This is a genomic window from Caballeronia grimmiae (genome assembly GCF_000698555.1).
Lineage (GTDB): Bacteria > Pseudomonadota > Gammaproteobacteria > Burkholderiales > Burkholderiaceae > Caballeronia > Caballeronia grimmiae.
The window spans coordinates 1-16394 of sequence record NZ_JFHE01000030.1; the positions used below are offsets into that span (position 1 = coordinate 1).

At 62.8% G+C, this 16394-nt stretch carries 18 protein-coding genes and 1 pseudogene; 8 read left to right on the top strand and 11 right to left on the bottom strand.

Annotated features, from left to right (window positions below; genetic code table 11):
* Nucleotides 1-98: 98 nt before the first annotated feature.
* From BG57_RS23050 to BG57_RS23065, 4 genes are all read right to left on the bottom strand, one after another.
* Nucleotides 99-404 carry a c-type cytochrome gene (locus BG57_RS23050; protein ID WP_052005956.1) on the bottom strand — a complete coding sequence of 102 codons (306 nt, stop codon included), beginning with the start codon at nt 402-404 and terminating at the stop codon, nt 99-101.
* A gap of 75 nt (nt 405-479) precedes the next feature.
* The gene (locus BG57_RS23055) at nt 480-1268 is read right to left on the bottom strand and encodes a BON domain-containing protein (protein WP_035968498.1); all 789 of its coding nucleotides are present in this window, start codon (nt 1266-1268) and stop codon (nt 480-482) included.
* Nucleotides 1269-1291: 23 nt separating this feature from the next.
* Nucleotides 1292-1879, bottom strand: a complete 588-nt coding sequence (locus BG57_RS23060; protein WP_035968500.1) for a phosphoheptose isomerase — start codon at nt 1877-1879, stop codon at nt 1292-1294.
* 116 nt (nt 1880-1995) lie between these two features.
* Nucleotides 1996-2421 carry a YraN family protein gene (locus BG57_RS23065; protein WP_052005955.1) on the bottom strand — a complete coding sequence of 142 codons (426 nt, stop codon included), beginning with the start codon at nt 2419-2421 and terminating at the stop codon, nt 1996-1998.
* Here BG57_RS23065 and rsmI point away from each other — a divergent pair.
* Entirely contained in the window at nt 2420-3304 is an 885-nt protein-coding gene (gene rsmI, locus BG57_RS23070) for a 16S rRNA (cytidine(1402)-2'-O)-methyltransferase (RefSeq protein ID WP_035968502.1), read from the top strand. The genes BG57_RS23065 and rsmI overlap by 2 nt on opposite strands.
* 59 nt (nt 3305-3363) lie before the next feature.
* On the opposite strand, the gene BG57_RS23075 is transcribed toward rsmI, so the two are convergent.
* Nucleotides 3364-3987, bottom strand: coding sequence for a septal ring lytic transglycosylase RlpA family protein (locus tag BG57_RS23075; RefSeq protein ID WP_035968598.1), 624 nt, complete (start codon nt 3985-3987; stop codon nt 3364-3366).
* A gap of 665 nt (nt 3988-4652) precedes the next feature.
* Between BG57_RS23075 and BG57_RS23080 the strand changes: the two genes are divergently transcribed.
* From BG57_RS23080 to BG57_RS23090, 3 genes are all read left to right on the top strand, one after another.
* The gene (locus tag BG57_RS23080; protein WP_035968503.1) at nt 4653-5297 is read left to right on the top strand and encodes an MBL fold metallo-hydrolase; all 645 of its coding nucleotides are present in this window, start codon (nt 4653-4655) and stop codon (nt 5295-5297) included.
* Nucleotides 5294-5956: a 3'-5' exonuclease family protein gene (locus tag BG57_RS23085; protein ID WP_035968506.1), complete on the top strand. Its 663-nt coding sequence runs from the start codon at nt 5294-5296 to the stop codon at nt 5954-5956. The genes BG57_RS23080 and BG57_RS23085 overlap by 4 nt, the downstream gene beginning before the upstream one ends.
* Before the next feature lie 95 nt (nt 5957-6051).
* Nucleotides 6052-6510 carry an Lrp/AsnC family transcriptional regulator gene (locus BG57_RS23090; RefSeq protein WP_008352298.1) on the top strand — a complete coding sequence of 153 codons (459 nt, stop codon included), beginning with the start codon at nt 6052-6054 and terminating at the stop codon, nt 6508-6510.
* A gap of 15 nt (nt 6511-6525) precedes the next feature.
* Here the strand turns inward: BG57_RS23090 and BG57_RS23095 are convergent, their stop codons facing one another.
* The 3 genes and pseudogenes from BG57_RS23095 to BG57_RS23105 all read right to left on the bottom strand — a co-directional run bounded on the left by BG57_RS23095 (nt 6526) and on the right by BG57_RS23105 (nt 9222).
* Nucleotides 6526-7704 carry a cation diffusion facilitator family transporter gene (locus BG57_RS23095; protein WP_035968508.1) on the bottom strand — a complete coding sequence of 393 codons (1179 nt, stop codon included), beginning with the start codon at nt 7702-7704 and terminating at the stop codon, nt 6526-6528.
* Between the two features lie 200 nt (nt 7705-7904).
* A complete protein-coding gene (locus tag BG57_RS23100) occupies nt 7905-8210 on the bottom strand; it encodes an H-NS histone family protein (protein WP_035968509.1) in 306 nt (101 codons plus the stop codon).
* A 346-nt stretch (nt 8211-8556) separates the two neighbouring features.
* Nucleotides 8557-9222: pseudogene (locus BG57_RS23105) on the bottom strand (HugZ family pyridoxamine 5'-phosphate oxidase).
* Between the two features lie 171 nt (nt 9223-9393).
* Here BG57_RS23105 and BG57_RS23110 point away from each other — a divergent pair.
* Nucleotides 9394-10617 carry an MFS transporter gene (locus tag BG57_RS23110; RefSeq protein WP_035968511.1) on the top strand — a complete coding sequence of 408 codons (1224 nt, stop codon included), beginning with the start codon at nt 9394-9396 and terminating at the stop codon, nt 10615-10617.
* Nucleotides 10618-10674: 57 nt separating this feature from the next.
* On the opposite strand, the gene BG57_RS23115 is transcribed toward BG57_RS23110, so the two are convergent.
* Nucleotides 10675-11820: a branched-chain amino acid ABC transporter substrate-binding protein gene (locus tag BG57_RS23115; RefSeq protein ID WP_035968512.1), complete on the bottom strand. Its 1146-nt coding sequence runs from the start codon at nt 11818-11820 to the stop codon at nt 10675-10677.
* Between the two features lie 541 nt (nt 11821-12361).
* On the opposite strand from BG57_RS23115, the gene BG57_RS23120 reads away from it, so the two are divergent.
* Entirely contained in the window at nt 12362-13066 is a 705-nt protein-coding gene (locus BG57_RS23120; RefSeq protein ID WP_035968515.1) for a dienelactone hydrolase family protein, read from the top strand.
* Nucleotides 13067-13108: 42 nt separating this feature from the next.
* Here the strand turns inward: BG57_RS23120 and BG57_RS23125 are convergent, their stop codons facing one another.
* Nucleotides 13109-13291 carry a hypothetical protein gene (locus tag BG57_RS23125; protein ID WP_035968518.1) on the bottom strand — a complete coding sequence of 61 codons (183 nt, stop codon included), beginning with the start codon at nt 13289-13291 and terminating at the stop codon, nt 13109-13111.
* 208 nt (nt 13292-13499) lie between these two features.
* Complete coding sequence (locus tag BG57_RS23130; RefSeq protein ID WP_035968519.1) at nt 13500-14723, bottom strand: MFS transporter; 1224 nt, start codon at nt 14721-14723, stop codon at nt 13500-13502.
* 329 nt (nt 14724-15052) lie between these two features.
* Here BG57_RS23130 and BG57_RS23135 point away from each other — a divergent pair, with 329 nt between their 5' ends.
* Entirely contained in the window at nt 15053-15265 is a 213-nt protein-coding gene (locus BG57_RS23135) for a hypothetical protein (RefSeq protein WP_014192763.1), read from the top strand.
* Nucleotides 15266-15331: 66 nt separating this feature from the next.
* On the top strand, nt 15332-16363 hold the full coding sequence (locus tag BG57_RS23140; RefSeq protein WP_035968522.1) for a serine/threonine protein kinase: 1032 nt from the start codon (nt 15332-15334) through the stop codon (nt 16361-16363).
* Nucleotides 16364-16394 lie beyond the last annotated feature (31 nt).

Below are 16394 nucleotides of genomic sequence, written 5' to 3' on the forward strand. Positions count from 1 at the left end.
CGCGACGCTCTCCCAGCTGAGCTACCCCCCCAACGAAGCGAAATTGTACCACAGCCCTCTGCGCGCCAATCAAGCTCCCGAAGGCCCACAGAACCACGTTACTTCTGCGGCGCCCCCGCCAGCACCCACGCGACGACGGCCTTCACATCCCCGTCGTTCATCGCGGGATGCGATGGCATCGGAATCGAACCCCACACGCCTGCGCCGCCGTCCTTCACCTTCTTTGCCAGCTTCGCAGACGCCTGCGCATCGCCCTTGTACTTCTGCGCGACCTGCTGAAACGACGGCCCCACCAGCTTGCGATCCACCGCATGACAGCCCATGCACGCATTGCTGCGCGCAATGGCGATCGCATTTGCCGTCGCCGGCGCCGGCTGATCCGCCGCGAACGCCGACATCGACATCGACACGCCCAAACACGACAACGCCACGACGAGCGCGCCGCTTGCAACCCTTGCTTCAAACATCATCGACACCTATCACTTGCTCGAAGAACCGCCCGGATGCACGTCCGAGTTCTTGACCGGCGCCGGCGACTGCTGATCCAGCGGCCGCGCCGTCACCGACGAATCCGGCACCGTGCCCACCGTCGCATCCGTTGAAGACGACGTTGCAGCAGGCGCGCTCGCGCCCGATGCAGCCGCCGCTTCGAGCGCCTTCGCTTCATCCGGCTTGATGTACTGGAACACCTTCACGACCTGCTCGACGCCCGGCACGCGCGCGGTAACATCGGCGCCATGCGCGCCCTCATACTGTGTGACGAGGCCCATCAGATAAACGACGCTGCGCTCGCACACCACCTTGTAGTAGTTCGCCGACAGATCCTTCTCGCCGACCATCGCCGTCTTCACGCGGCCCTCGAGGTACGAATCGTTGGCGCGCGACGAGTACGTACTCGCCGGCTGCACGGCCAGCTCATTGACGATGCCGCCCACGTTGTTGATATCGCGCACGACGGCTTCGGCGCGCTGCTTCGATGCGTCGTCGGGCACTTCACCCGTCAGCAGCACGCGACGGTTGAACACCGTCACGTTGACGTGCGCCTGATCCGACACGTTGTCCTTGATGCGCGAAAGCGCCTTCACCTGAATCTCGCGATCTTCGGTCTGCGCGCCCAGCGTACGGCGATCCGTGGCGATGAGCGTGCCGCCCGCAGCCGCCCCGACGACAGCAAGCGCACAGCCTTGCAGCGTCAACGCGACGCCGGACAACAGGCTCACCATCAGCGTGGCATTCGCCAGCGCCGCCTTGACGCGTGTCTTCTTCATCAAATCCGTTCCCCTTTTGAAATTCAGTCTTCGCCCAGCAGCATCGCGTCGATGCCGTCGCACAGGCAATGGATGGTCAGCAGATGGATTTCCTGGATGCGCGCGGTCCGCTCGGACGGCACGCACATATGAATGTCGGTATCGACGAGCACCTCGGACATCACGCCGCCGCCGTTGCCGGTCAGCGCGATCACGATCATCTCTCGCTCATGCGCTTCCTGAACCGCCGCCAGCACGTTGACCGAATTGCCCGATGTACTGATCGCCAGCAACACGTCGCCCGCCTGGCCGAGCGCGCGCACCTGGTTCGAGAAAATCTGCTTGAACGCGTAGTCGTTGCCGATGGCGGTCAGTATCGATGAATCGGTCGTCAGCGCGATAGCCGGCAAGCCCGGACGCTCACGCTCGAACCGGCCGATCAGCGACGAGGCGAAGCGTTGTGCGTCGGCAGCCGAACCGCCATTGCCGCAGACGAGGATCTTCGAACCGTTGGCGAGCGCGCTGAAGAGCGTGTCGACCGCGGCCGCGATCGGAACCGCGAGCGAATCCAGTGCTTCGAGTGTGAGCGCGGCGCTGTCGCGGAATTGCTGTTGGATGCGTTCGACTGACATCGACTCTCGGTTAATCGGCCGCGATGCGGCATTCGTTGCATGGGACGAGGACGCGAGGCGCACGCCCGCATCGAGTGTGCGCAGTTTACCGCATGCACCATGCGGCCGACCGTGGCTCAGGACTCGTCGGCGCGAAAGGCGTCGCGAACCCAGCGGATACGGCCCGCATCGAAAGCGACGACATCGAAGCGGCAGGCCGGCAGCGCGCCGCGCCACGTCGTCAGATAGTGCTGCGCGGCACGCACGAGCCGCATGCGCTTCGTCATGCCGACGCTCGCCGCCGCATCCGCGAAGCGCGCGCTCTTGCGCGCACGCACTTCGACGAAGATCAGCGCGCCGCGTTCATCGAGCATCACGAGGTCGATCTCGCCGCCGCGGCATCGCACATTGCGCGCAACGAGGCGCATGCGCTGCCGTTGCAGATATTCGAGCGCGCGTGCTTCGAACGCATCGCCGAGCGTTTTGGACATGAGCTTCCCGCTAAAGTTGTTGCCCGCGCGCGTGGCAGAATGTGGTCCTTTACCCTGCACGTCCGCGCACATGCTTCAGATCTCCGAATTAGCCGACGGGCAGCAGTATCCGACGGGCGCGCTCTATGTCGTCGCAACGCCGATCGGCAATGCCGCCGACATCACCGTGCGCGCACTCCACGTGCTCGGCCTCGTCGATCGCATCGCGGCCGAAGACACGCGCAACACCGCGCAATTGCTCGCGCGCTACGGCATCGCGAAGCCGCTGATCGCAGTGCACGAGCACAACGAGCGCAGCGCGGCCGAGCGCGTCATCGAGCATTTGCGCAGCGGCGAGCGTCTCGCGTGCGTGTCGGATGCGGGCACGCCCGGCATCTCCGATCCGGGCGCGCGCCTCGTCGATGCCGTGCGCGCAGCCGGCTTCCCGGTCATTCCACTGCCGGGCGCAAGCGCGGTCGTCACCGCGTTGAGCGCGGCCGGTGCGTGGGTCGCCGGCTTTACGTTCGTCGGCTTTCTGCCTGCCAAGCCGAAGCAACGCGCGGCGCAGCTTCGGACGCTCGCGAATCATCGGATGGCGCTGGTGTTCTATGAAGCGCCGCATCGCATCGTCGAAACGACACGCGCGCTCGCAGAAGTGCTCGGCGGCGACCGGCAACTGCTCATCGCACGCGAGTTGACGAAGTTACATGAGAGCCTGCATCGCTGCACCCTGGCCGAAGGGCCAACGTGGCTCGAAGGCGATGCCAACCGTCAGCGCGGCGAATTCGTGCTCGTCGTGGAAGGCGCGCCCGAACTCGAGGAAGCGGACGACGCGCACGATGCGCTGCTCGCCACGTTGCTGGAAGAACTATCGGTGAAGAGCGCAGCGCGCATTGCGTCGACGCTGACGGGAGCGTCGCGCAACATGCTCTACGATCGCGCGTTGCGGCTCAGCAAACAGCAGGAAGAGGAGTAGCAAAGCAAAGGGCCGTCGATGGACGGCCCTTTGCTGTATCGCGGACGGACGATGAACGTTTAGTTCACGCTGTCGTCGGCGAGCGATTGGGACTGTTCGCGGGCGGCGCGCGCCTCCTGCTGCGTAAGTCCTTCGATCTTCACCTTCTGCGTTCCGACGCCGCGCATGCCCAGCGCCGACGCAGCCGCATACGACAGATCGATCACGCGATTGCCCACGTACGGACCGCGATCGTTGATCTTGACGACGACGGTCTTGTGATTCGACTCGTTCGTCACCCGCACCCACGACGCCAGCGGCAACGTGCGGTGCGCGGCGGTCATCGCGTTCATGTTGAACTTCTCGCCGCTCGCGGTCTTGCGGCCGTGGAACAGCCGGCCATACCACGAAGCCTTGCCCTTTTGCTCAAAATTGCCGACGTCCGGTCCGGCCGTGATCGGCTCGGCGTCCGCCAGCGAACGGCCCTTGTCGGCATCCTGCGCCGGCAGCGCGTTCAGCCTGGAGTCGAAGGCGAGGGGCGTATCGGCAGAGCGGGCATTGCTCGTGCTGAAAGAACCTGCCGTCCGGTGATAAGACGAAGCGGGCGTCGACGAGGCAACATCGCCCGATCCCGGCGCGGCGCAACCGGCCAGCACGCCAACGGCTAACAGGCTTGCAATATGTCGAATGTATCGAACATCCATAGACGTGTTCCAACGGTAAGCGGCCGCCGCGCCGCGCTGTTGAGCGCGCGCAAGGCAGCCATAGGCTTCGCCGTGCATGACAGCGCGCCGTTCGATCAAGCGAACGGCGGACTGATGCCCGGATGCGGCGCAAGTTCGCCGCAAACGCCCGGTTATCGTTCACGTCTGGCGCAACCTGTCCCCGGCAGCCTGACCAGACCCCACATGCCGCCATCGAACGTGGCATCACACTCGTGCGCGTCTCACACGAGACAGCGCAGGAACGGCGGCGTAGGCCCCATCCAGCGTGACGGCGCAAAGGCCATCTGACGGACGCGCGGCGCCCGGCTGGACAAGACGTGTGCACCTACGAGAAGGTGCGTTGAGTTGCAGTTGCGAGGCTTTTGGCCCCTAACAGCGTACTGATGGTGATTGTAAAAAACGCCCTGGCGTTTCAGCGATCACCCGTTGACGGCATGATGAAACCATGCACAAGTGAAGGCATTATACAAAAAAATCGGGGTTCAGTCCGCCGGACTGTGGCAATCGTCATTGATTCTGACTATGAGCGTAAGAATTTCCGTATTTTTGGCTGGTTAGCGGGTTTACGCGCGCCTTCGTCGACGGTCTCTCGCCCCCGGTACAATGAGCGTTTTTACACGCGCGTCAGCCTCATCGACAGACCCATGAAAGTCATTCTCGTTCCCGTGACGCCATTTCAGCAGAACTGCTCGATCGTCATCTGTGAAGCGACGCAGCGCGCCGCTGTCGTCGATCCGGGTGGGGACATCGATCGGATCATCGCGGAAGTGGAGCAGCAGGGCGTCACCGTCGAGAAGATCCTGCTGACGCACGGCCATCTCGATCATTGCGGCGGGGCCAAGGCGCTGGCAGATCACTACGGAATACAGATAGAAGGGCCTCACAAGGAAGACGCGTTCTGGATCGATCAGTTGCCCGCTCAGACGCAACGGTTCGGATTCTCGAATGCCGAAGCGTTCACGCCCGAACGCTGGCTCGAGGATGGCGACACCGTTCGCTTCGGCGATGAAGAGATGGACGTCTACTTCTGTCCCGGACATACGCCGGGGCACGTCGTGTTTTTCAGTCGCGCGCATCGGCTGGCCTTCGTCGGGGATGTGCTGTTCTCGGGCTCGATCGGCCGTACGGACTTTCCGCGCGGCAATCACGCGGAACTGATCCGCTCGATCCGCGAGAAGCTCTGGCCGCTCGGCGACGATGTCACGTTCGTGCCGGGTCACGGTCCGGCGTCGACTTTCGGAGAAGAGCGTCGCAGCAACCCGTTCGTCCGCGATGGAGTCGCAGCATGAACGCGATCCCCGAAATCTACGTCAGTACCGATGTCGAAGCCGACGGTCCCATCCCCGGCCCGCATTCGATGCTGAGTTTTGCATCAGCGGCATACACGGCGGACAAGCAGCTCATCGCTACGTTCTCCGCGAATCTCGAAACGCTGGAAGGCGCCGCGCCGCATCCCGTGCAGGCCGCCTGGTGGAAAACGCAGCCCGAAGCGTGGGCGGCATGCCGCGTCGACCTGCAAAAGCCGGAGGCCGCGCTTGTCAACTATGTGGAATGGGTCGAGGCGTTGCCGGGCAAGCCGGTGTTCGTCGCGTATCCGGCGGGCTTCGACTTCACCTATATGTTCTGGTACATGATGCGCTTTGCCGAGCGATGTCCGTTCTCGTGGTCCGCGCTGGATATCAAGACGCTCGCGTTCGCCATGACGGGCTTGCCGTATCGCAAGGCCATCAAGCCGCGCCTGCCGAAGCACTGGTTCGATGAACTGCCGCACACGCACGTCGCGCTTGATGACGCCATTGAGCAAGGCGCGCTGTTCTGCAATATGCTGGCGGAATTGCGGGCATCGCAAGAGGCGGCGGCAGCGAGAACGTCGCAAAATACCGACGAAAATGCGACGTCACCGGCAGGCGATAATGCGAAAGGTAAAAACGCGCCGTCTAGTCAGTGAGTAGGGGAAACTACCTCATTGCACTGGCGTTGCATTGCCTTTCTTTTCTGGCGCCTCTACTATGAGAGTCAAATCGCGACCGAACGGAGGCGCAGTTGACTCTCGATACATTCTCACAAAAAATCCTGCGTCTTCTGCAACTAGACGCCCGGCGCTCCGTTCAGGAAATTTCCGATCAGGTCGGCCTGTCCAGTACGCCTTGCTGGCGACGAATCAAGGACATGGAGCAGTCTGGCGTAATCCAGCGCTATACCGCGCTGCTGGATCGCGAGAAACTCGGCCTGCATGTCTGCGCGCTTGCGCATATTCACCTGACGCGGCATACGGAAGGCGGCGTCGAACAATTCGAACGCGAGATCGCCACGTGCCCCGAAGTCACGGAGTGCTACAGCACGACCGGCGAATCGGATTACATCCTCAAGATAGTCGCGCCCGATATCAAGGCGTACGACGCCTTTCTGCACGACCGCATTTTCAAGATTCCGGCGGTGGCGCAGGTTCGCACGAGCGTCGTGTTGCGGGAAATCAAGTTCGATACGCAACTGCCGCTTTGATTCGATGCGGGCGCGTTAATCGGCGGCGTGTTTGGCCGTTCTTTGCGCGGCCCGCGTCATCGACTGAGCCACGCGAATCTCGCGTGCGCCCAAGGTCTGCCTGAGCGCGTCGAGGTCGACGCTCGCGAGCCGCGATTCCGTGTCGCCCGACTTGGCAGGCGGCAACAGGATTTCGACATCGAAGCCGCGCTTGAGGTAATGCAGATTAAGTGCATCGACGGATAAGCCCGGTACGGAAAATGCCGCACGCACGGCCTCCGCGACGGCCGAGCGCAGCGGATATTTGCCGGGCAGCGGATTCGCGGCATCGCTTTCGGGATCGACGTGAATAAGCGCATCGATCACGCGGGGGTCCAGGAGAATATGCGCCCTCGCGGATTCTGCAATGAAATGGCCTTCCGAAACGGTAATGAGCGGATCGACGAGAATATGCGCATCGACGATCGCGAGGTCGCCCATTTTGCGGGTCCGCAGATCATGCACATCGCGCACGCCGGGTGTATCGAGCAACATGCTGCGTAAATCGGCGGTAGTGGCTTCATCGAGTGCACGATCCGAGAGATCTTGCAACGCATCCCAGGCAAAGCTCCAGCCCATTTTGCCGATCATGAAACCGACAAGCGCCGCCGCAATAGGATCGAGAATGCGAAAACCGGCGAGACTGCCGATGATGCCGAGCGCAACCACGAGCGAAGAAGCCGCATCCGAACGGGCGTGCCACGCATTCGCGACGAGCATTGCGGAACGGACGCGTTCAGCGGCCCGAAGCATATACCGGAAAAGCGCTTCCTTCGAAAGCAGCACGATAATGGCCACCGCCAGCGCGCTCGCGTGGACTGGCGGAATATCGTGAAGATGCATGATGCGCGTTCCGGCGCGCCATAACATTCCCGCGCCAACGACAATCAGCAATCCACCGAGGAAAAGGGAAGCGACGGTTTCATACCGGCTGTGACCGTAGTTGTGATCGATATCCGGAACGGCAGCGGCCTTCCGGTTCGCAATCAGCACGACAAAATCCGACACGATATCGGCCAGGGAATGCACGCCGTCGGCAATCAACGCCTGGGAGTGCGCAATTACACCCACGACTAGCTGGCCTGCGGTCAAGCCGCTATTAAGCAGGATACTTGTCCACGTAGTCCGGACGGCAACCGCCTGCTTTTCCGCCGCATCCGCCACTGAAAGTGACATGTAATCCACCTCGTGTCATCGAGGTTTGATTTTACCAGCGCGGCGCGATGCATCGCGCCGCCTCCGACGCCGCGCTCGTTACGAATCAGCAGCTTATATCGTGCAGCTTACCCATGTAGCTAACGACGGATTCCGGGGTCGCAAAAGAAAAAGGCCGCGCATTTGCGCGACCTTTTCTAGTTCTTTACGTCTGACGCGGCTTATTTGCCGATCAGGAAAGTATCGCGATCCTGGCCCGCGATCCACTTCGGCGGCTTGCCACGGCCGGACCACGTGCTGCCGCTTTCCGGGTCGCGATATTTAGGCGCGACACCCGAACGGCCACGCGACGATGCCTTGGCGGATTTGCCGCCGCGACCCCCGGCCAATTCCTGAAGCGTGATGCCATAATCAGCCATCTTCTGCTTGATCTCATTAAGCACTTCGGCGTATTCGCGCGACTTTGCTTCTTCGATCTGACGTTCGAGAGACTCGCGTTGTGCGAGGAGTTCCTTGTATGAAGGCATGGCAATTCCTTAGTGGTGTGCTGTCTTGCGAGTCAGGCGCTCGCTCTGTCAGTTATCAGTATAGCCTCGGGTTGATGCGGAGATTAACACAGAACCGATTATGACGGAGCGTCGCATTGACATTAATGCGTTTAGATGTATTGGCTCGTAACATTTGCCGGATTGCGCGGCTTTCGAGCTATCGCTGATGCTTGAAATCTGGGACTTCGACGGACTCTTCTGATGTCATGGAATGAAAGTACCCATAGTCGCGGGTCAAGAAAATTCCCATCAAATGGCAACTTGTTAGCCAACCGCATTCCCGCCGGCCTGACATCGCGCCCAAAGGCATATTCCGTCCCCGTGTTCACGTCTGACGCTCGAAGCAATCGATAACCACTGCTTTTAAATCGTCCGTTGTGAGCGCGGGTTTATCGAAGGTGAAACGATTGCGGATGCCATCACGAAGCAAATCGCAGCCGTAGCGATCAATCCCTAATAATTCCAGATTAGTGGGGCGGCGCGCATAGGCATCGAAAAAGGCGCATAACGAAGACTCGTCGGCGGCGGCAATCGGCTCGAGCGGATCGATGTCATCACCATCGAGCCAGCCCATCGCGCCGAAACCGCCAATGAAGCGCATTCGCTCTGGCTTCATTACCCAAAACGCGAAATCGCCCAACTGAAGATATCGGTCGGCGTCCGGGTGATATCACAGATAGCGCTGCGCCAGTTCTTCGTGCTCGCTTTCCGCCGCCGGCGCGAACGTGCCGAGCAAGGTCAGCCGCTGGCCTTCCAGCACGTGACCATCCGTTGCGTGGGCGACGAGAAAACCGGCGCGGGCATCGGCGTGAAGATTGCGGGTGTGCTCGGCCAGACGGCTGATGAGCAGCATCGGCGCATGGCGCGCGGTCGGCGCGAACGGCAGCGCGGTCGGGTAGGGAAAGCCGCTCGGCTCGCGTGAATGCGTGGCGAGCGTGCCTTCCGATACGCGATGAATCAGGTGCAGCGGCGCTTGCGGCGGGATGTGCATGCGATGGCTTCCGAAATGAGCTTCAGAAAATGGTAATGCACCGCCCGCGAGCGTGTCTCCTGGCCGTTCGATAGAATCGTAAGCTTGCGCGCCGGACGGCATCATGTCCGGTTCTCCGGCGTCGCGCCATTGCAACCCCGGCACCTCGCCTCCTTTTCCAACGGCATTCCTGTGTCCGACTCGACTACCGCTTCTTCCGCCCGCGAGTCCAATCCGTCGCTCGCGCTGCATCGCAGCCTGCCTCCCGCGACGCGCCAGCGCGCCCGTTACGCGACGATGGCCGTCTTTTTCATCGCCGGAATGATGTACGCCTCGTGGGGCGTGCACGTTCCTACCGTGCGCGACAAGTTCGCGCTCAGCCCGGGCATGCTGTCGCTTGCGCTGTTCGCTGTCGCGGGCGGTTCGATTTTCGCGATGCTCACCACCGCGTCATGGATCGCCCGCGCCGGCACGCGCACGGCCTGCATGGCGAGCGGCGTCACGATGACCGTGTGCGGCGCACTGATTCTCGTCGTGCCGAGTTTCTGGATGCTGCTGATCGTGCTCGCCGTGTTCGGCTGCGGCATGGCGACGCTCGACGTCGCGATGAACGCCGAAGCGAGCGCCGTCGAAGAAGCGCTCGCGCGGCCGATCATGTCGTCGCTGCACGGCATGTTCAGCATCGGCGGGATGGCGGGCGCGGCGATCGGCGGCGCGCTGATTGCGCATGGCTTCGCGCCGGCGGCGCATCTCGCGCTGGCGTCGGGGGCCAGCGTCGTCGTCTTGCTCGCGTCGATGCCCTCGGTGCTGCCTCACGTGCCGCATCACGAAGACCACGCGAAGGCGTCGTCGTCGAACCGCTGGCGCTCGGGCGCGTTGTGGGCGCTGGGCGGGCTCGCGCTGATCGCGTTGATCGCGGAAGGCGCGATGTACGACTGGGCCACCGTCTATATGCGCGATGTCGTCCTCGCCACGCATTCGCTTTCCAGCGCCGCCTACGCCGCGTTCTCGGGCGGCATGGCGGCCGGGCGCTTCGGCGGCGATGCGGTGCGCGCGCGTTTCGGCGCGCCGCAACTCGTCTTCAGCAGCGCGGGGCTCGCGTTCATCGGCATGGTGATGGCGCTCGTCTTTCCGAACGCCATCGTCACGATGACCGGCTTCACGCTGATGGGCCTCGGTCTCGCGAACATGATGCCCGTGCTGTTCGCGGCGGCTGCGCGCGTCGAAGGCGTGACGGCGGCAGAAGGCCTCGCGCAGGTCGCCGGCCTCGCGTATTTCGGCTTGCTGCTGGGGCCGGTGCTGATCGGCGGCGTGGCGCAGATCAGTTCGCTGCCGATCGGGCTGTGCATCGTCGCCGCGTGTTGCGCGGCGGTCGCGCTGATCGGCCCGCGCATCCTCAGGCGGCTGAAGATATAAAAAAACGCGCGGACCTTTCGGGTCCGCGCGTTCTTCAGGACGAGTGTCCTGCCGTGATTACATCTTGACCACGTCGAGCAGCGTCTTCTTGCCCTTCTTGTAGTCGTACAGCGAGATCACGCCGTGCTTCAGGTCGCCCTTCGAGTCGAAGCTCGTCTGGCCGATCACGCCTTTGTAGTCCGTGTTCGGCATCGCGGCGAGAATCTTCGCCGGGTCAGCCGAGTTGGCGCGCTTCATCGCGTCGACGATGATGTACACCGCGTCATACGTGAACGGCGCGTAGATCTGGATCGGCTGGCCAAAGCGCTTCTGGAACTTGGCCGCGAAAGCCTGACCGCCTTCCATCTTTTCGAGCGCCATGCCTGCTTCCGAGCACACGACATTGTCGGTTGCATCGCCGGCCAGGTCAGCCAGCTTTTCCGTGCAGACGCCGTCACCCGCGAGCACCTTCGCGCGCAGGCCGAGCTGCTTCGCCTGCTTGGCGAACGGGCCGCCGGTCGCGTCCATGCCGCCGTACATCACGGCGTCGGGGTTTTCGCCCTTGATCTTCGTGAGAATGGCGCGGAAGTCCACGGCCTTGTCGTTCGTCGCGTCATGCGACACCACCTTCAGGCCCAGCGACTTGGCGGTCTTCTCGAACTCGTTCGCGAGACCCTGGCCGTAGGCGGTCGAATCGTCGACCACGGCGACCGTCTTCACCTTCAGGCTCTTCGCCGCGTAGTTGGCGAGCGCCGGGCCTTGCTGCGCATCGGTCGCGACGACGCGATACGTCGTCTTGAAGCCTTGCTGCGTGTAGGCCGGGTTCGTTGCCGACGGGGAGATCTGGACGATGCCCGCGTCGCTATAAATCTTCGATGCCGGGATGGACGTGCCGGAGTTCAGGTGACCGACGACCGCGACGACCTTGTCATCGACGAGCTTCTGCGCGACTTGCGTAGCGGTACGCGGGTCGGCTGCATCGTCTTGCGGGTCCAGTTGCAGCGTGATCTTCTGACCGCCGATCGTGAGACCCTTTGCGTTGATCTCTTCGACTGCCATCCGCGCGCCGTTTTCGTTGTCCTTGCCCAGGTGAGCGATACCGCCGGTCAGCGGTGCGACGTGACCGATCTTGACGACCTGGTCGGCTGCTGCGGACGTTGCCAACGTAGCGAACAGCACGGCTGCGGCGCTGATCGGCAACACTTTGTGAAGCTTGGTGTTCATGTAAGTCTCCAGTTTCGGTCCAAAACAACGACAACGTAATCGCCCTGTGCCCCGTCTTTCATCACGATCGCTCAGTCCCGTGGACGACCACGCCGGATGCATCGTCATGCACTTGGCAAGTCCTTCTGGCAGGCCGTTCGTGGCGGCCGCCATCCGCACTGCGCGCAAGTGTAGGGTTGTCAAATTAATTTAGGGAAGTTTTTTAAGATAGTGGTGTGACTACCGATTAACGGCTAGTTGAGAAGCCCGCGACTTTGTGGTGGCGATCTCGCTCGAAAGCACTGTCAGCGCGGGTTTCCGGGGCATCGCGCGGCCCGGCTTCACGCGTTCTTCAAGTTCGCTGCTCATGCGCCGATAATCCGCCGCCCTATCGCCATTAGCCTGTTTTAAAAGGCCGTTTTCACGATGCGTTTAGGTATGAGCCTCCAAAAAACGGGCCCGCGTGTCAAAGCGTATGCCAGGGCACGCTCAGGCGACTGAAAGGGAAAGCTGGCACACTCACTCGCCTGCGTTTTTCCTCAAGCAAACAAGGAGCTTCGACGTGACCGTTACCGTGACTTCCCGATGGATCGACATTCCCGCCGACGGCGGCAGCTTCCAGGGCTATCTCGCGCTGCCGAAGACCGGGACCGGGCCTGCCGTCATCATCCTGCAGGAGATCTTCGGCGTGAATTCGCACATTCGCAGCGTCGCGGATCAATATGCAGCCGATGGTTATATCGCGCTCGCGCCCGATGTTTTCTGGCGCACGCAGCCGCGCGTCGAACTCGGCTATGAAGGCGCGGATCGCGACAAGGCGATGGAACTGCTGCAGAAGACCAATCTCGACTTAGCCGTCGCCGATGTAGGCGCAGCCGCCAAGGCGTTGCGCGCGCTGCCGGAGGTGAGCGGCAAAGTGGCGGCGATCGGCTACTGCTTCGGCGGGCGCCTGGCGTATCTGGCCGCGGCGGAAGGCTCGGTGGACGTGGCGGTGGCTTATTACGGCGGCGGCATCCAGAATCAGCTCGACAAGGCCGATCAGGTCAAGGCGCCGATCCAGTTCCACTACGGCGAACTCGACGCCCACATTCCCGCCGATGCCGTCGACGCCGTGCGTCAGCGCTTCGCGGGCCGCGCGGATGCCGAAGTGCATGTGTACCCCGGCGCCGATCACGGCTTCAACTGCGGCGAGCGCGCGTCGTATAACGCGAAGGCATCCGCGTTCGCTCACGGACGCACGCTGGCGTTCCTCGGCGAACATCTGTAAGAACCGCTTGCGCTCGATGACGTCGCGGTGGCGACGTCATCGTCATATGAGCGCCGGCAGTCCCTCGACGAGCAGGAACGCGACGAGCACGCCGACGAGCGCGCCGAACGCTCGGAGCACATTGTTCTTGAAGTGCGAAGCGCATGGAATGGCCCCGAGAAACAGCGCGCCCGCGAGCGCCATCGGGATGACCAGAATGAAATCGCCGATCGTGAAATACGTCATGGTGCGTCTCCCATCGTCCTGCTTTTTCGGTCTCGATGCGCTTCTAACAAGCGGCGCATCGACGATTCGAGTATAGGCCGCGGGAGACGGCTCGTCGGCGGGCAAGGGCGGGCCGGACGCGAAGCTCAGCGCGTGCGGCCTTGCGCCACAAGGCCTGCGCGGGGTCGTAATTAAGCAGACGCGGAAAAACCCTAGGTTTCCTTAGATTTCATTCGGCTTGCGCAGCGCGCTCGCGTCCATTCAGATAAGCGGCGGCCGCCAGCCCGATCACCAGCAACCCGCCGATCAAGCCGGCGACGCCCGGCCATCCGAACGCAGTCCAGAAATGCCCGCCGTACGATCCGATCAGGCTCGATCCAAGGTAATACGCGAGGAGATAGAGTGCTGCGGCCTGTCCTTTCGCCTGCGCGGCGAGCCGTCCGACCCAGCCGCTCGCCACCGAGTGCCCGGCGAAGAAGCCGAACGTCAGACACGCGATACCGCCGATGATCACCGGCAGCGACATCGACACCGTCAGCGCGATGCCGATCATCATCAGCAGCACGCTCGCCATCAGCACGCGGCCGCGTCCGAAGACATCGGCCATTTTGCCGGACCAGGGCGACGCGACCACGCCCGTCAGATAAACGGTGAAAATCGCGCCGATCTCCGTCTGGTTTAGGCTGAACGGCGCGCCAAGCAGCCGATACCCGACGTAGTTATAGAGCGTGACGAAGCTGCCCATCAGCACGAAGCCGGTGAGAAACAGAAACGGCAATCCACGATGCCGCAAATGCCCCGCAAGCGAGCGCCGATGATGATGAAACCCGACGCCGCGCCGTGGCTTGAATCGCCGTGACGGCGGCAGGAGCGAGCGAAACGCGAGCGTCGCGAGCAGCCCAAGCAGGCCGATGCCGCCGATCGCCACGCGCCAGCCGAAAAAGTCCGCAAGCACGCCACTGATCACGCGCCCCGCCATGCCGCCGATCGCGGTCCCGCCGACATAAAGGCCCATCGCGAGGCCGAGCCCTTCGGGATGCACTTCCTCCGCGAGATAGGCCATCGCGACGGCCGGTACGCCGCCGAGCGCGAAGCCTTCGAGCGCGCGCACGACCAAGAGCGCGTGCCAGTTCGGCAGCAAGGCGGCGATCACCGTGAGCACGGACGACGCAAGCAGCGACAGCGTCATGAGCCGATGCCGGCTCCAGCTTTCGGACACGAATCCGGCAATGAAGATCGCGACCGCGAGCGCCGCTGTACTGACGGAAACCGCCAGCGCACTGACCGCCGGGGTGACGCCGAACGATCGCGTGAATTCGGGGAGCAGCGGCTGCACGCAGTAGAGCAGCGAGAACGTCGCGTAGCCGGCGAAGAGCAGCGCGAGCGACGCGCGCCAGTAAGCGCGCGAGCCGCGTTCGAGGTAGGCCGTTGCGTCGTCGGCTGGGGCACTCACGGGTAAGTCTCCGCTTAAAACATCAAACGCGTAACGATACGCCGTTCCCTGGGTTTTGCCGGATGCAGCGGTGCATTCGGCGTGCCGCAACACGGGACTGACGCTTGCGGTATCTGCGTCAGGCAACAATTCACGGTGAAGAGCATCGCATTCGCGCGCCGCCATGCGCTAAAGTAAGCGCACAATCGTTCATGAAAGCCGCGCAAGTCGCGCTTCACGCAACAAAGACGCGGCGATTGTCGGTGCACGAGCCGTTGAAAGCCTGTGCGGGTGCAACACTGGGCCGGCGTATCATCTGTTGATCGCCGGCACGTAAACGGGGATTCATCATGCAAATCGGTTCGATTGTCCGCTCCGTGCATATTGCCGTGCCTCAGGGCGCGCGCGGCATCGTCATGCGCATTCTTGGCGACATGGCGATGGTCGCCTGGTATGCAGGCGAACCCGGCGTCACTCAGTTGCTCAATACCGAGCCGTTCTTTCTCGAAGACCTGATCGATACGGGCGATGTCGTGCGCCCGTCGAACACGGTCGTCCATTGAGGATGCCGCCCGTCGGCTGACGAATCGTCGCGTGCCGGCCGCTGGAAGGCGCGGCACAATGTCGGGATGAACTCACTTCATTCCGGCTCCGCCGACGCGTCCGCCGAAGACGCCCCTCCCTTCGCCGGCCTCACGCCCGAGCGCGTGCTCGACGCCGTCGATGGTCTGCTGATGCCCGCCGGCGCGCGCACCGACGGTCGCCTGTTGCCGCTCAACAGCTACGAGAACCGCGTGTATCAGGTCGGCGTCGAAGACGGCCCGCCGGTGATCGCGAAGTTTTACCGCCCGAATCGTTGGTCGAACGAAGCCATCCTCGAAGAGCATGCGTTCGTCGCGAGCCTCGTCGCGCGTGAGATTCCGGCGGTGCCGGCGCGCGTCGTCGAAGGCTCGACGCTGCACGAGTTCGACGGCTTTCGCTTCTCCGTCTTCGAGCGGCGCGGCGGGCGCGCGCCCGATCTCGACCGCCGCGACACGCTGGAATGGCTCGGGCGCTTCATCGGGCGCATTCACGCGGTCGGGGCGATCGAGCCGTATCGCGAGCGTCCGACGCTCGACATCCAGACGTTCGGCTACGAGCCGCGCGAGTTCCTGCTGACCCATCGCTTCGTCCCCGACGATGTTCGCGAGGCCTACGAGCGCGTCGTATCGATGGCGCTGGAAGGCGTCGCGCACTGTTTCGAGCGCGCCGGCGATATCGGCCAGTTGCGCATGCACGGCGATTGTCATCCGAGCAATGTGCTGTGGACCGACGCGGGCCCGCATTTCGTCGATTTCGACGACAGCCGCATGGGCCCCGCGATTCAGGATCTCTGGCTGCTGCTGCCCGCCGGACGCGCGGAAGCATCCAGCGCGCTCGCCGATCTGCTCGCCGGCTATGAAGACTTCCGGGAGTTCGATCAGCGCGAACTGCATCTGATCGAAGCGCTGCGGACGCTGCGTCTGATTCATTACGCCGCCTGGCTTGCGCGCCGCTGGAACGATCCGGCTTTTCCCGCCGCATTCCCGTGGTTCAACACGCAGCGTTACTGGGAAGACCGCATTCTCGAATTGCGCGATCAGGTTGGAGCGATGCAGGAAGGCCCGCTGTGGCCCGTCTGAAATTTTTCGTAAATAAAGCCGGTCGTCAGGC